The 15494-nt window shown below is 72.2% G+C and carries 12 protein-coding genes; 2 read left to right on the forward strand and 10 right to left on the reverse strand.

Features of this window, described 5'->3' with window-relative positions; genetic code table 11:
* Positions 1-109: 109 nt before the first annotated feature.
* Complete coding sequence (locus NE234_RS13005) at positions 110-3712, reverse strand: discoidin domain-containing protein (protein ID WP_252779212.1); 3603 nt, start codon at positions 3710-3712, stop codon at positions 110-112.
* 211 nt (positions 3713-3923) lie between these two features.
* On the opposite strand from NE234_RS13005, the gene NE234_RS13010 reads away from it, so the two are divergent.
* On the forward strand, positions 3924-5588 hold the full coding sequence (locus NE234_RS13010) for a beta-N-acetylhexosaminidase (RefSeq protein ID WP_305886684.1): 1665 nt from the start codon (positions 3924-3926) through the stop codon (positions 5586-5588).
* Positions 5589-5645: 57 nt separating this feature from the next.
* Here NE234_RS13010 and NE234_RS45300 read toward each other — a convergent pair whose 3' ends face one another.
* From NE234_RS45300 to NE234_RS13055, 9 genes are all read right to left on the reverse strand, one after another.
* Positions 5646-7061, reverse strand: a complete 1416-nt coding sequence (locus tag NE234_RS45300) for a dihydrolipoyl dehydrogenase family protein (RefSeq protein WP_252779213.1) — start codon at positions 7059-7061, stop codon at positions 5646-5648.
* 141 nt (positions 7062-7202) lie between these two features.
* A complete protein-coding gene (locus tag NE234_RS13020) occupies positions 7203-8993 on the reverse strand; it encodes an adenylyl cyclase (protein ID WP_252779214.1) in 1791 nt (596 codons plus the stop codon).
* Positions 8994-9243: 250 nt separating this feature from the next.
* Positions 9244-9546, reverse strand: a complete 303-nt coding sequence (locus tag NE234_RS13025) for a DUF202 domain-containing protein (protein WP_252779215.1) — start codon at positions 9544-9546, stop codon at positions 9244-9246.
* Positions 9543-9914 carry a YidH family protein gene (locus tag NE234_RS13030; RefSeq protein WP_252779216.1) on the reverse strand — a complete coding sequence of 124 codons (372 nt, stop codon included), beginning with the start codon at positions 9912-9914 and terminating at the stop codon, positions 9543-9545. The genes NE234_RS13025 and NE234_RS13030 overlap by 4 nt, the downstream gene beginning before the upstream one ends.
* 111 nt (positions 9915-10025) lie before the next feature.
* Complete coding sequence (locus NE234_RS13035; RefSeq protein WP_252779217.1) at positions 10026-10487, reverse strand: universal stress protein; 462 nt, start codon at positions 10485-10487, stop codon at positions 10026-10028.
* A gap of 60 nt (positions 10488-10547) precedes the next feature.
* Complete coding sequence (locus tag NE234_RS13040) at positions 10548-12290, reverse strand: SulP family inorganic anion transporter (RefSeq protein ID WP_252779218.1); 1743 nt, start codon at positions 12288-12290, stop codon at positions 10548-10550.
* 195 nt (positions 12291-12485) lie between these two features.
* Positions 12486-13805 (reverse strand): acyltransferase family protein, encoded by a 1320-nt coding sequence (locus NE234_RS13045; RefSeq protein ID WP_252779219.1) that lies wholly within the window; start codon positions 13803-13805, stop codon positions 12486-12488.
* A gap of 4 nt (positions 13806-13809) precedes the next feature.
* Positions 13810-14133 carry a GNAT family N-acetyltransferase gene (locus NE234_RS13050; RefSeq protein ID WP_252779220.1) on the reverse strand — a complete coding sequence of 108 codons (324 nt, stop codon included), beginning with the start codon at positions 14131-14133 and terminating at the stop codon, positions 13810-13812.
* Between the two features lie 50 nt (positions 14134-14183).
* The gene (locus NE234_RS13055) at positions 14184-14705 is read right to left on the reverse strand and encodes a hypothetical protein (RefSeq protein WP_252779221.1); all 522 of its coding nucleotides are present in this window, start codon (positions 14703-14705) and stop codon (positions 14184-14186) included.
* A gap of 100 nt (positions 14706-14805) precedes the next feature.
* On the opposite strand from NE234_RS13055, the gene NE234_RS13060 reads away from it, so the two are divergent.
* Positions 14806-15492, forward strand: coding sequence for a response regulator transcription factor (locus NE234_RS13060; RefSeq protein ID WP_252779222.1), 687 nt, complete (start codon positions 14806-14808; stop codon positions 15490-15492).
* Positions 15493-15494 lie beyond the last annotated feature (2 nt).

Consider the following 15494-nt stretch of genomic DNA (forward strand, 5'->3'; position numbering starts at 1 on the left):
CTCCTCCTCCGACGGGGGATTGTCCATCAGGACGACGAACGGAGGAGGACGCATCTCGACATGAGAAACGCCCGGCCGGGGATCTCCCGGCCGGGCGTCTCGTCGTCTCCTACGGCTGGACGTCGATGGTGAAGGTGGAGGTGGTGTTCCTGATGTCGACCGCGTTGTCGCTCAGCTTGAGGTTGTGGAAGGTGACCGAGCCGACCGCCGGGCCCTGACCGGGCTCGGGCAGCTCGTTGGCCCAGAGGCCGAAGCCCGACTTGGCGTCGTAGGCGTCGCCGCTCTTGTGCGCGCCCGTGATGGTGACGTTGGTGAGCACGGTGTCGGTGACCGGGTTCATCGCCCGGCCGCTGGTGTCGTAGTCGGTCTGGAACATGATCCCCGAGTACGTCGGGTCGACGATGTCGACGTCACTGACCCGGATCGCCCGGAACTGCTTCGAGGCGGAGAACATCCAGATCGCGGGGAAGGTCTGCGCGCCCCAGAAGTGGCCGCCGGCCCGCACGAGCGAGATGTTGCTGAAACTCGTCTGGTCGGGTCCGAAGTCCTCCATCGGGTAGCCGAAGTCGAGCGAGCTGATCGTGATGCCGGAGTAGGTCAGCGTGTCGGCGACGTAGACGTTCTTGACGGTGTTGTCCTGCCCGCCGTACACCGCGATACCGGCCGCGCGCCACGGCAGGATCGCCGTGAGGTTCTGGAAGACGTTGTTCTTCTCGCCGGTGCCGCCGGAGTCGGTCGCGGCGAACAGCGCGAAGCTGTCGTCCCCGGTCGTGCGGGCCTCGTCGTTGGACACCAGGTTGTCGGAGCTGCCGTTGGTCATGTTGACGCCGTCGGCGTACGTGTCCCGGATCCTGGAGTTCGTGATCGTCATGTGGTCGGTGTTGGTGCCCCAGTACATGCAGACCATGTGCTCGACCCAGATGTTGTCGATCGTGTCGTTCGCGACGTTCTGGAGGTCGAACACCTTGCCCGGCCCGTCGATCCGTGACGTGTAGTTGCCGAAGTAGGCGAAGCCGGAGAAGGTCGAGCCGTTCGCCGTCGCGTCCGCCCGGATGCCGATGTCGGTGTTCTCCTGGCCGGTGGGCGCCTGGAACTGGGTGTACCAGGGGCCGGCGCCGACCAACTTGATCGCCTTGCCGTACACCTGGAGCTTGCCGGACGTCTGGTACGTGCCCGCGGGCAGGTACACGCCGACCAGGGTGGAGTCCTGGCGCACCTTGTCCAGGGCGTTCTGCACGTCCTGCTGGGTGAACCCGGCCGGCACGGCGTACTTGGAGGGGTCGGGGTTGGCGATGGGCGCGACCTGCTCGGTGTCGACGAAGTCGATCGAGTAGTAGGCCGCGGTGTTGGCCGCGTCCTTCTGCAGCCTGATCTTGTGCCCGGCCGGCACGGTCGTGCCGAGCATGACGTGCGCCTCGTCGTAGATGTGCCGCGGTGAGGAGTCGGGCGAGTTGCCCGGGCTCGTCTCGCTGCCGTAGAGCCACGCGAAGTGCGAGGTCAGGTCGATGGACTTGAGGAACGTCCCGTCGACGTAGACGTCCAGGGTCGAGTTGATCCCGCCGCCGCCCGGCGCGTCGGGGATCGCGAAGCGCGTGACGAGCGTGTTGGTGCTCGCCTTGGTGGTGAACTCCACGCTGCTGCCGGTGGCGGCGAGCTTCACCGCGCGGCGGCCGGACGCCTCACCGGCCAGGTCGCCGATCGTGCGGTTCGGGCCGACGACGGTGGCCCCGCCGGCCAGGACGCCGTCCTCGGCCTCGTACGTGTCGTACGGCATGTTCGCGCCGCGCCCGACGAACAGCGGGGTGCTGCTGGTGTTGTTGGCCTGCTTGACCGGCAGCTCGTTCGCGTCGTTCGCCAGCACGACCTTGACGGTGTACCGGCCGTTGGCCGCCGTCCACGACCCGAGGGTCACGGGGGCCGCGGTGGCGCCCGCGGCGATGGTCCCGTCGGCCGAGCCGGTGAACGTCTTCACGGTCGCGCCGTTCGCGTCGAGGAGCGTGAGCGTGATGCCGTGCGAGCCGGAGCCCGAGGCCACGGTGCCCTGGTTCTTCACCGCCACGCTGAACGTCACGGTGTTGCCGCTCGCGGGGTTGCCGGGCGTCCAGGTCACCGACGAGGCGACCAGGTCGGAGCTGGCGACGGGCGCCACCGTCAGCGATGTCGGGTTCGTGTAGGAGTTGTTGTCCTCGTTCAGCTCCAGGACGTTGTCGGCCTCGTCGACCTTGCCGCTGAGCTGGTAGGTCCCCGCGGCGCGGGTCCCGGCGGACGCCGTCACCGTGCTGGAGGCGCCGGCCGCGAGCGCGCCGACCGCCGCGGTGCCGACCTTCTGCCCGGCCAGGTAGAAATTGACGTCGGTCGGGTCGGAGGCCGCCGTCCCGGTGTTCTTCACGGTCGCCGACAGCGAGACGGCGTCGGTCTCGGTCGGCGACGCCGGGGTCCAGGACATGCCGCCGATCGTCAGGTCGGGCGCGGGGGCCGGGGTGCCGATGACCTGGAGTTCGGCGACCTGGCCGCCGGTGGCGCCGGAGTTGGCGGTGAACCTCAGCTGCACCTCGGCGGCCGTGACGGTCACCGGGATCGTCACCGTGTTCCCGGACGCCGGGTCGAAGGTGTACGTCTTGGCCGCGACGACGCTGGTGAAGTCGCCGGAGTGGTTCGGCCGGGCGAGCACCTCGATGGTCTGGGTGCGCCGGCCCCAGGAGGCGTCCGGGTTGAGCTTGACGACGACGGAACTGAGGTCGGCCTTCGTCCGGAGGTTCACCGTGAGGGTGTCCGGGTAGCTGCCGGCGGCGGCCTCCCAGTACGTGCCCACGTTGTCGTCGTTCGCATTCGTCTCGACGAAGTCGTAGATGTGGGACGAGGCCGTGATCGGCTTGCCCGCGGCGAGGTTCGTGCCGGTCCCGCCGCTGCCCGTACGGGTGACCGTGCCGCTGTTCGGCGACTGGTTCCCGGCGGCGTCCTTCGCCCGTACGTAGTAGGTGACCGTGGCGGTGGCCGGCTGGGTGTCGGTGTAGGTCAGGACGTTGCCCGCGACGCTCCCGCGCAGCGCCCCGTTGGCGTACACGTCGTAGCCGGTCACGCCCACGTCGTCCGTGGCGGCGTTCCACGTCAGTTTGATCTGGCCGGAGGAGGGCTCGGTGTAGGCGAGGCCGGTCGGCGCGGTGGGCGGCTGGGTGTCGCCGGTGGCCGGCCCGTACACCTCGAACTCCGACAGCTGCCCGGCCGGCCAGCCCGTGTTGGCGGAGATGCTGAGCCGCAGGTACCGGGTGACGACCGTGCCGAATCCGATGGTCACGGTGTTGTTGCTCGCCGGGTCGAAGGTGTGCCCGGCCGAGCCGACGATGTCGGTGTACTTCGTGCCGTCGGTGCTGCCCTGGACGGCGAACGTCTCGGTCCGCGCGCCCCAGTTCGCGGTCGGCAGCTTCAGCACCACCTTGTCGGTGCCGACCGCCGCGCCGAGGTCGACCTGGATCCACTGCGGGAACGCGTTGTTGGCGCTCTCCCAGTAGGTGGACTGGTTCCCGTCGTTGGCGTTGGCGGGGGCGTAGACGTCGTTGTAACTGCTGGCCGAGACGGTCTTTCCCGCCGCCAGGTTGGGGCCGTCCGCGGCGGACGCGGGCGACGCCGCCCCCAGGACGGCGGCCACGGATGTGATGAGGCTGACGACAGCGCCTCCTGCGAGCAACCGCAGCCGTGCGTGCTTCGGTCTCATTGCGCCTCTCGTTTCGAACAGCGCCGACCGCACGCGGGCGGGGCGCGTTGGGCGGGGCCACCTGCCGGGCGAGGCATGTGGGGGACGCACCACCGAGGCTAAATTTCACGACAGATTAACGCAATAGTTCGACAGAGTTTTGCAAAGACCGGTCCTAGCTGTCCCTTCTTCCCTCTTGACGAGGTTTGGAAAGTTATGTTCGATCTATTGCATGGTGGAGAAAACATTCGACGCGCCGAAGCCCCGGCGGCGCGCCGGCCGGACGGCCGGTCATCCGGGCAGACGGCTCACCGCGGCCGCGGCCGTGACCACGGTGATCCCGCTGGTCACGGCGCTGGCCGGGCCGTGGCGGGCGGAGGCCGCCACGGCCGCGCCCCGGATCATCCCGGCTCCGGCGTCCCTGCGGACCGTGCCCGGACGGTCCTTCACCCTCACCCGCGCGACGAGGATCGTGGTGGCGTCGCGCTCCCGCGACGCCGCCGGCGTGGCGACGTTCCTGGCCGGACTGATCCGTCCGTCGACCGGGTACCGGCTTCCCGTCGTGTCGGGATCCGAGGGCTCGCCGCACGCCATCTCCCTGCGCCTGACCCCGGCTCCCGGCCTGGGGACGGAGGGATACCGGCTCGACGTCACCGGCGGCGGGGTGCGGATCCAGGCCCCCACCGCGGCCGGCCTGTTCCACGGCGTCCAGACGCTCCGTCAGCTGCTGCCGGCCAAGGTCGAGGCGCGCGGCGTACGGCCCGGCCCCTGGACCGTCCCGTCCGTGCACGTCTCCGACAGCCCGCGGTTCGCCTGGCGGGGCGCGATGCTCGACGTGTCCCGGCACTTCTTCACCGTCGCCGAGGTGAAGCGGTACATCGACGAGATCTCGCTCTACAAGATCAACACCCTGCACCTGCACCTCAGCGACGACCAGGGCTGGCGCATCGCGATCAAGAGCTGGCCGAGACTCGCCACGTACGGCGGCAGCACCGAGGTCGGCGGCGGCGCGGGCGGCTACTACACGCAGGCGCAGTACAAGGACATCGTCGCCTACGCCCAGCGGCACTTCATCACCGTCGTCCCGGAGATCGACACCCCGAGCCACACGAACGCCGCCCTCGCCTCGTACGCGGACCTGAACTGCGACGGCAAGGCGCCGCCGCTCTACACCGGCACGGACGTCGGCTTCAGCTCGCTGTGCGTCGACAAGGACGTCACCTACCGGTTCCTCGACGACGTGGTCGGGGAGCTGGCGAGGCTGACCCCCGGCTCGTACGTCCACATCGGCGGCGACGAGGCGCACAGCACCCCGCTCACCGACTACGTGAAGTTCATCGACCGGCTGCAGCCCATCGTCCACGCGCACGGCAAGAACATGATCGGCTGGAACGAGATCGCGCAGGCGGACGTGAAGCCGGGCCCGGCGACGCTGGCGCAGAACTGGAGCATCGCCGACGGGAACACCCCGGTCGCCGACCCGCTGGCCACCGCGGCGGTGCAGAAGGGCGTTCCGCTCGTCCTGTCGCCCGCCAACCACGCCTACCTGGACATGCAGTACGACAAGAACTCGCCGTACGGCCTGCACTGGGCCGGTTACGTCAGCGTCCAGAAGTCCTACCAGTGGGATCCCACCACGATCTTCACCGGCGTGACCGAGCAGGACGTACGCGGCGTGGAGGCCCCGATCTGGAGCGAGACGCTCACGAACATCCACGAGGTCGAGTACATGGCGTTCCCGCGTCTCGCCGGAATCGCCGAGATCGGCTGGTCGCCGCAGCACGGCCGGTCGTGGGATGAGTACCGGACGCGGCTGGCCGCCCAGGGCCCGCGCTGGACGGCGATGGGCGTGAACTTCTACCACGCGCCGGAGATCGCCTGGGACTCCGCGTCGTAGTCACCTCGCGTGCCGCGCTCCTGGTGGTCGGACCGGCCACCAGGAGCCGCGGAGGCGTCAGCCGCGGTAGGTCTCCAGGAGACGCAGCCAGACCTCGCTGATCGTCGGGTAGGACGGCACCGCGTGCCACAGCCGCGCGATCGGGACCTCTCCGGCGACCGCGATCGTCGCCGAGTGGAGCAGCTCCGCGACACCCGCGCCGACGAAGGTCACCCCCAGCAGCGTCTCCCGGTCGAGATCGACCACGGCACGGGCGCGGCCCCGGTAGCCGTCGGCGTAGAGCGAGGACCCGGCGACGTTGCCCAGCTCGTAGTCCACCGCCCGCACCCGGCGGCCCTGCCGCTCCGCCTGTTCGAGGGTGGGCCCGACCGCCGCGACCTCGGGGTCGGTGAAGACCACCTGCGGCAGCGCGCGCTCGTCCGCGGTGGCGACGCTGCGCCCCCACGGCGCCAGGTCCAGCTCGCGGCCCGCGACGCGGTCGGCGATCGCCGTGCCGAAGATCCGTCCCTGGTACTTGCCCTGATGGGTCAGCAGCGCCCGGCCGTTGACGTCCCCGGCCGCGTAGAGCCAGCCGCCGGAGACGCCGGCCGCCAGACCCGTGTCGTCGACCTCGATCGGCTTGCCCGCCTCCAGGCCGACGGTCTCCAGGCCCAGATCGGAGGTCGCCGGGACCCGGCCGGTCGCGAACAGCACCTCGTCCGCCGTCAGGGTCTCGCCGCCGTTCAGCGTCAGGACCACCGGGCCGTCGCGGCGCACCCCCGTCACCGTCGTGCCGAACCGCACGTCGACGCCCGTTTCCCGCAGGCTCTCCGCCACCAGCTCTCCCGCGAAGGGCTCCAGCTTCGCCAGCAGGCGGTTCCCGCGCACCAGCAGGGTCACCTCGCTGCCCAGCGCCCGCCAGGCGGTGGCCATCTCGACCGCGACGACGCCTCCGCCGACCACCGCCAGCCGGTCCGGCACCCGCGGCGAACTCGTCGCCTCGCGGCTGGTCCAGGGACGCACCTCGGCCAGCCCGGGGAGCTCCGGCAGGGCCGCGCGCGTGCCCGTGCACACCGCCACGGCGTGCCGCGCCGTCAGGGCGCGCCGCCCGCCGTCGGGCGTGTCCACGACCACGCGGCGCTCCCCGTCCAGCCGGCCGTGACCGCGCACCAGGGTGATCCCTGCGGAGTCCAGCCAGCTCACCTGACCGTCGTCCTTCCAGTGCGACGCGAAGTCGTCGCGCCGCTTCAGCACCGCCGCCGCGTCCAGGGGCCCGGTCACCGCCTCGCGCGCGCCCGCGACCCTCGCGGCGTCGGCGAGTGCCGCCGCCGGGCGCAGCAGCGCCTTGCTGGGCATGCAGGCCCAGTACGAGCACTCCCCGCCCACCAGCTCGCTCTCCACGATCGCCACGGTCAGCCCGCCCGCGTGGGCCCGCTCCGCGAGATTCTCCCCCGTCGGTCCGGCGCCCAGCACCACGACATCGAACTCGTCCACCGCTCGTCCCTCCTGATCCACCCGTGCTCAGGGCGGATTCGCCCCTTACCGGCCCAGTTCACGAGCTTCTCACGCACGGGTTCCGCGGGATCCCGCGCCCGGCCGCCGTGCCGTCGGCGTGACGGCCGGGCGCGCCGCGGATCAGGGGTAGGAGACGACGTCGGTCGGGCCCTGGTAGGTCGGCGTCACCGGGGCGCCGACCCCGTTGATCACGTGGTCGATCGTCCCGGCCTTGTTGAGCGAGACGGTGAGCAGGTCGTGCATCCGCACCCCCGGCGTCACCGGCACCTCGAAGGCGTTGGTGGCGTGCAGGTCCGGGTTGACGTTGGTGTAGATGTAGCTGCCCAGGCCCCACGCCTCGTGGCTCTGGACCCCGTCGGCGACCTTGTAGGCCGCCCAGCCGTCGACGTCTCCGTGCCGCCAGGCCGCCTGGTCGGGCGCGTCGTAGGGCAGCTCGTTCTGGAAGAACACCGTACGGCCGCGCTCGCCCTTCCAGACGACGTTGTACTTCTGGTAGTGCTCGACGAACAGGCCGGTCGCGGTCACGTCGTCACCGTTGACCACGACGCCGGTGCCGGCCGTGTTCTGCGTCCATCCCACGCCGGTGCCGTGGTCGGCGCGCCATGCCCAGATGTCGTCCAGGATCACGTGGTCGCCATTGATCACGAGGCTGGTCGCGGCCTTGCCGGCGTGCGGCCCGCCGACGCGGAAGAAGACGTCCTGCAGGGCGGTGGGCCGGTTCGGGTCGGACGCGTGCGCCCTGCCCTTGGCGTGCGGGGTGCCGACCCGGAGCAGCGCCGGGGACTCGACCGGTCCGGCGTCGACGGTCAGGCCGGCGATGTCGACGTCCGGTACGTCGGCGACGGTCAGGGGGACGGCGCCGTGCTGCGCCGTCAGGGTGGCCAGGCCCAGGCCGAGCACGACGGTGCCGGCGCGCTTGACCGCGATGCTGTGCGCCACGTCGTACACGCCGGGGGTGAGCAGCAGGTTGCGTCCCTGCGCGAGCGCCGAGTCGATCTTCGAGACGGAGTCCGAGGGGCGCGCGACGAAGAAGGAGCTCAGCGGCAGCGAACGGCCGCGGGTCGGACCGTCCTGCCAGGTGGTGCCCTGGGAGTTCCGCGCGGCGTCCGGCACGAAGACCTGGTAGGCGCCGGAACCGTCGACGTAGAGGTAGGGCTTCTCCTTCGACGCCGGGGTGGTGGCCAGCGTGGTGTACGGCGGGCTGGGGAAGGACTGGGCCGGCGCGCCGGCCACTCCGGAGAACACCTGGTTCCAGACGCCGTTGCTCCAGCCGCCGACGCTGCCGTTCCGCGTGTAGAACTGCTGCTGGGACCCGCTGACGACCGTCGCGGAGATCGCGGAGTCGGCGATGAAGCCGCCGCTGGCGTACTGCGGCCCGGCGGTGCAGTAGTCCATCAGCGTGGTGTTACCGGTGATCTTGACCCGGCGCAACGGCGCGGCCTGCGACACGGCCCAGAACTCGGTGTTCGTCCGGCACCCGGACCCGCCGGCCGGATTGATCGTCAGGTTCGACATCGAGCGCCAGAAGTTGTCCAGCGCGATGCAGTTGTCCGCCGCGAGGCAGCGGTTGAAGACGTCGACCGAGCCGTTGATCGTCACGTCCGACGGCGCCCGGCCGAGTCCCGCGACCTCCGTGTAGTAACCGACCTGGAACTTCAGCGGATGGTCCACGGACCCGTACACGCCCGGCTTGAACAGCAGGGCGTAGCGCCGGGTGCCCATCTCGTCGTCGACCTGCTGCCGCGCGACCGCGTCCACGGCCGCCTGGATGTCCGACTGCGGCATGCTCGGGTCGAAGACGAGGACGCCCGGACCGAGGTCCGGGCCCGCCGCGCCCGGCGGAGTCGCGGCGGCGACCCCGCCGGGGACCGCCAGGGTCAGGAGGGCGCCGGACAGGACGACGGCGCCCATCGCCCGGCGGGACGGAAGCCCGGGGCGACGGAACGCCGGGCGGGTCATGCGGCTTCGCGCCGCGCGGATGTGCATCGGGTTACGGCCTGCCTCTGCTGTCGGCAAAGGTCCGTCCGCTGCGCGGACGGGCGGGCAGTGAGTGTGTCCGCCGCCACAATTTAGGGCATGAAATAAGCCGTTGAATAGACAGAAGGCCACAAAAGCCTCTTTAGTCCCTTACGCGCTGCTCCCGCCCGACGGGAGCGATCCGTCAGTGCGGGGGCCGGCCCCCGAGCAGCACGGCGACGACCGCCGCCGCGCAGACCCCCACGATGGTCACGGTCGTGAGCGGGATCCGCCACGTGGAGCCGTACGGCGTGAGGCGCCGGAGACGGCGGCGGCAGACCGCCCACGCCAGGGCGGTCGCCACCAGGATCGGCAGGCCGACGGCCGGGGCGGCCTTCGCGATCGCCACGGCCAGCGCGGTCACGGCGACGGCGGTCCGCGTCCAGGCCAGGCGCGTGCGCTCCGTGGCGGAGCCGGGGTCGCGGTCCCGCCGGGGCTGCGGGGTCATCGGGCGCGCACCGTGGACACGAGGACGACGACCACCGAGGTGACGGCGGTCAGGGTCACGGCCACCGCCAGGATCGTCGGCAGCCACGATCTCGGCAGCGGCCTCCGCTGGTGCAGAGCCCGTTGATTGCGCCGGAACTCGAGGTAGCCGACCGTCGCGATGACGGCGCCGAGCACCATGAGGGGGACACCGAGCAGGTCACGGCTCCACGGGACTCCGGGGAAGGGTCGCAGGACCTGGACGCCGGCCAGCCCGGCGGCCACTAAGGCGAGCGCGGTCCGGCTCCAGGCCAGGAACGTCCGCTCGTTGGCGAACAGGAAGCGCGCGTCCGGGGCGGTCGCGTCGCTGGGGACGTCGGAAGAGGTCATTAACGGAGAATAATCACAATATGACGGTACGTTACATCGCCGACTCGGTGTCCCGCATGTGCACCGGAGGGAAGCCCACCCTGTCCGGGAGGCCACGCGACGACGAGAAGGTCACGGCGTCGTCGGGCCCCGGTCCGCGAACTGGATCACCCGCACCGGGCAGGGGCACCTGCGGGCCAGGTCCGTCGCCGTGCACCGGTGCAGGCGGGCCGCCCACCGGGAGCGGACCCGCGCGCCGACGTACACCGCGCACGCGGTGTCGAGCAGGGCACGCTCCCGCAGCGCCTCGGCCGGCCTGCCCTCGGTGACGACGAACTCCCACTCCAGGCCCTGGCCTCCGAGCAGGAGCGCGCAGCACAACCACGCGTCGAGTTCGAGGGCGTCGCGCCACGACGTGTCGTACAGGTCCATCGCCGGCCAGCCGAGCCACTCGCCGGGCAGCGGGCCGGGCCGCACGTGGACGGCGCGCAGCCGGACGCGGCCTCGTGCGGCGTACGCCGCGGCCGCCCGCAGCGCGGCCCGTCCCGAGTCGCCGCCGTCCACCCCCACCAGGACGGTCTCACCGCCGCCCATGCCGGACTCCGGGTGCGGGGGCGGCCGTGGCCGGCGGGCGCCGGGCGGCGCGTACCGGTGTCATGCGGTACGGGGGTCCGCGCCGGCCAGCAGCGATCGCGCGTGGGTGATCGCGGCGTCCGGATCCGGATGGATGAGGTCGACCAGGGGCGGCCGCGCGTCGGCCGCGCCGGCGAGCAGCCGGTGGTGGTCGGGCCGCACGCCGGCGAGCAGCACCGTGACGCCGCGCGAACGGAGGAAGGCGATCACCTCGCCGATGACGCGGGCCGCGGTCAGGTCCAGGGCCGAGACCCCGGTCATGTTCAGGATGACCACGCCGGGCCCGGTGAGGTTCGTGAAACTCGCGAGCAGCCGATGCGTGGTGGCGAAGAACCAGGGCCCGTCGAGGCGGTACAGGCTGATCTCACCGGGAGGCGCGTCGCCCGGGATGTCCGCGCCGTCCGCGGGGAAGGGGACGGCCTCGATGCGGCTGCCCCGTGCCAGGGTGGCGATGGTCACCAAGGTCGCGATCACGACCCCGGCGGCGACCGCGGCGATGAGGTTGACCGCGACGGTCACCGTGCAGGTGAACGCCACGATCAGGGTGTCGACACGACTGGTCCGCAGGATGGACGCCAGCGCGCCGACCTTGATCATCCGGACGGCGGCGCCGAACATCAGCCCGGCGAGCGCCGCCCGTGGGATGTCGGCGACCAGGCCCCCGGCGGCGAAGGCGATCACGGCGAGCACGACGGCGTGGGTGAGCGAGGCCAGCCGGGACGTCGCACCGCACCGGACGTTGACCGCCGTACGGGCGAGCGTGGCGGTGGCGGGCACCCCGCCGACCAGCGGCACCGCCAGGTTGGACAGGCCCTGCCCGAACAGCTCCCGGTCGGGGTCGCTGGGGCGGTCGCCGCCCATCGCGTCGACCACGGCCGCCGACAGCAATCCCTCCAGCGCGGCCAGGACGGCGATGGCCAGCGCCGAGGGCAGCAGGGCCGCCAGCAGGTCGGGGTGCAGGAAGCCCAGCGACGGAGCGGGCAGGCCCGCGGGCACCGAGCCGATGCGGCGCAGGCCGAGCGGGAATACCTCGGCCACCAGCGTGGCCACGCCGATCGCCACGAGGGGGAACGGCACCTTGGGCAGCCACCGGTTGCCCGTCATCACGACCGCGGCCACCGCCGCGGCCATGAGCAGCGGAGCCGGCCGGACCTCATGCGTGTAGTCCGCGACCGCCCGGACGGCGTCACGCCACACCTTGTCGTGGTGGTGGGCGCGCAGTCCGAGCGCGGCCGGAACCTGCTGCAGGGCGATCACCACCGCGACTCCGACGGCGAACCCCTCCACGACCGCCGCGGGCACACAGCGCGCGAACCGGCCGACGCGGGCCAGGGCGGCGGCGATCAGGACGACACCGGCCATCGCCCCGGCCAGCATCACGCCGCCGGGGCCGAAGCGGTGCACGACGGGGATGAGCACGACGGTCATCGCGCCGGTGGGGCCCGACACCTGCAGGGCGCCGCCGCCGAAGATCGCCGCCAGCGCGCCGGCCACCACCGCGGTCGCCAGCCCGGCACGCGCTCCCAGGCCCGAGCTGGCGCCGTACGCCAGCGCGAGCGGGAGCGCCACGACCGCGACCGACAGGCCGGCGGCGACGTCCCGTCGCGGATGGCCGCGCATGGCCTCGAAGTCCGCTCGTCCGGGCAGCAGCTCGGCGAGCCGGGAGCGGCGATCACCGTGACGCCGTCCGAGGGCGATTCGGGCCCGCGCGCCTCCGGGAACCGAACTCTCGAACGACGACCCGGATGGCATGCGTCCCGGCATCTCGCGCTCCTCGGCAGGTACGGCTGGGCTCTCGATGCCACCGGCCCTCGACGTCCTGACCAGTGGCCATCACTCAGCGTAATGACATGGTCGGCGTTCGGTAGGGAAAAGGTGGGGGACTATCCCGCGGGACAACACGCTCGGTCCCTCCGGTCACATCGTCACCGGGGGCGTCCGGACGAACCGGTCCCGGCTCTACGAGACCACGTCGTCCGGCGCCGAGGCGGCGACGCGGCCGGCCGGGTCGCCGCCGGCGGGCGGCCGGACGGCCGCGGCCGTGGCCGTGGAGCGGCCGATGCGCCGGCCGAGCCGCTGAAACGGGGTTTCGACGTACCGATAGGTCAGGGCGCTGACCGCGATCAGGACCGCGACGAAGACGGTGAGGCGGAACGCGTCGTCATGGTCGGGGGTGCCGCCGAACTGGTCGGACAGCATCAGCAGGACGGGGTGCAGCAGGTACAGCGAGAAGCTGATGGCGCCCAGGCCGGTCAGCCACCGGGGGATCCGGCGGCGGCGCAGCGCCCGGCCCCCGGCGAACGTCAGCGCGGCCAGGATCAACGAGCCGCTCCAGTAGACCGCGAAGGCGTCCGCCTGCGCCGGCGCCATGGTGACCCGCGCGTGCAGGGCTCCGGCGGCCACCGCGCAGACCAGCACGACCGCCGCCGAGAGCACCGCCGTGCGCGGGCGGATCTGCCCGTGCTCCGCGCGGTAGAGCGCGGTGCCGGTGAACATCACGGCGAGGATGATCAGGCTCTGCCACGGGCCGATGCGGCCGTTCAGGCCGACCAGGGCGATCGCGAGGACCCCGCCGAGGATCCCGCCCGCGGTCCGTATGGACGGCCGGGTCGAGACGGCCGCGACGATCGCGGTCACCATGACCACCGCGGTCAGCGCGGCGGTCGGCCCGATCCCGGCCGTTCTCGACAGCGCCGCCATCGGCAGGAGCCCGCCGACCAGCACGGCGGCGGCCGCGAGCGTCACGGCGATCGGCGCGGACAGGCGGTGGGTCCGGGTGACGAACAGCGCGACGACGAGCAGGTAGAAGAGCATCTCGTACGACAGCGTCCACAGCACGTTGATGACGTTCGGTACCGCGAGGACGTCCTGCAGCATGGTCAGGTGGGCCAGGACGGCGGTCGCGGGCCGGTAGGCCTCCAGCCCGGCGCGCAGGCCGCGGACGCCGAGCAGGTAGGGCAGCAGGGTGATCGCGCACGCGGTGGTCAGCAGGGGGTAGATGCGCAGCACCCGGCTGATCCAGAAGCGGCGTACGTGCCCGTGACGCTCCAGCGAAGCGGGGATGATGTAGCCGCTGACCAGGAAGAACACCAGGACGCCGTACAGTCCCGGATCGAACCAGCCGATTCCCAGCCCCGCCCGCCATCGCGGGACGTAGTAGTACGTGGCGTGGTGCAGCGCGACGACCATGGCCGCGATCCCCCGCAGGAGGTCGAGCCAGGCCAGCCGGGCGGCGGGCGAGGCGGGGGATCCCGTACGGGAGGGCTGGGAGGCGGCCACCGGGTCAGCCGGCGGAGGGGGCGAGCCCGAAGCGGGCCCGCTCTCCTTCGGGGACCAGGTCGAGGTAGGAGTCGGTGTTCTCGGCGATGACCTTGCGGACGTACGGGCAGAACGGGAGCACGGCGAGGCCCCGTCGCCGGGCGTCGTCGAGCGCGGTCGTGACCAGTTGCCGGGCCAGGCCGCGACCGCCGAACGCGGGGTCGACCTCGGTGTGCGTGAAGGCGATCCGGTCGCCGTTGAGCCGGTAGACGGCGAGTCCGACCCGTTGCCCGTCCTCGTAGATCTCGAAGCGGTCGGCTGCGGGGTTGTCGCGAACGGTGGCGGTCATGACGCACTACGGTCTCACGGCCCGGCGCCGTCGGCACCGGGCGGGGCCGCTCAGTCGTGCCGGCCGCCGTTCGTCGTGACGGCGGTGGGGACGCCGGAGCGGCAGGTCACCTGGATGACGAGCTTGCGGCCGTGGTCGGCCTCCAGTTTCACCGAGGCGCGCGACGCCGGTCCGCGGTTGACATCGTCGACCCCGTAGCCCTGGGCCGGCGTCCAGGAGAGCAGGTACACGGCGTCGGCCGGTCCGCAGCGCGCCAGCACGCTCCCGCCCGGCGCGGACAGCGCACGGGTGGTCCCGGCCGCGGGAGCGCCGCTCGTGCCCTGAGAGGTCGGTGTCGCGGCCGGAGCGGTCGGCGTGGCGGCCGGAGCGGTCGGCGTGGCGGGCGTGGTGGTCGCGGGCGCCGGCGTCGTGCCGGCGGCCAGGGCCCGATCGACCTGGTCCGGCGTCAGCGGGCGGACCCCGCGGTCGGTGATGCCGGCGCCCAGCACGGAGATCGCGGCGATGCCGATGCCGGTCGAGACCGCGGCGGCGGCCGCCCAGGCGGTGATCCCGATCAGGACGCGTCCGGTCATTCGGCCAGGCTGTCACGACCGCGGCTAAGGGACCGATAAGACGGCGATAAGGGCCTGCCATGACCCGATCTGTCGGCGATCAGCTGGTTACGGTTGGGCTGTGCCGCAACTACTGCTGATCGAGGACGACGTGTCGGTGCGGACGGCGCTGGTGCGGGCGCTGTCCGAGCGCGGTCACGCGGTGACCACCGCGGCCACCGCCATGACCGGCCTGCAACAGGCCGTCGACGGACGCCCCGACCTCGTCGTGCTCGACCTGGGCCTGCCGGACCTCGACGGCACGCAGGTGCTGCGGATGCTGCGGGGCGTCAGCCGGGTGCCGGTCATCGTGGCCACCGCACGTGACGACGAGAGCGAGATCGTCCGGGCACTCGACGCCGGGGCCGACGACTACCTCGTCAAGCCCTTCGGCGCCGGCCAGCTGGACGCGCGGATCCGTGCGGTACTGCGCCGGGCCGAGGACCGCCGGGACGAGCAGGAGCCGGTGGTCGTCGGCGGGCTGCGCATCGACCCGAGGGCACGGGAGGCGAGCCTGGACGGACGGCCGCTCCAGCTCGCGCCCAAGGAGTTCGACCTGCTGCACTACCTCGCCGCCCGCGCCGGGCAGGTGGTTCCGAAACGCGAGTTGCTGACGCAGGTCTGGCGGACGCCGTACGGGGGAGCGGACAAGACCGTCGACGTGCACGTGGCGTGGCTGCGCCGCAAGCTCGGCGAGACCGCGAAGGAGCCCCGCTACCTGCACTCGGTCCGGGGAGCCGGCGTCAAGATCGCCGATCCGGGCGCGTGAGG

Origin of the sequence: Actinoallomurus rhizosphaericola (assembly GCF_024055675.1) — a bacterium.
In the GTDB taxonomy this organism is placed as follows: domain Bacteria; phylum Actinomycetota; class Actinomycetes; order Streptosporangiales; family Streptosporangiaceae; genus Actinoallomurus; species Actinoallomurus soli.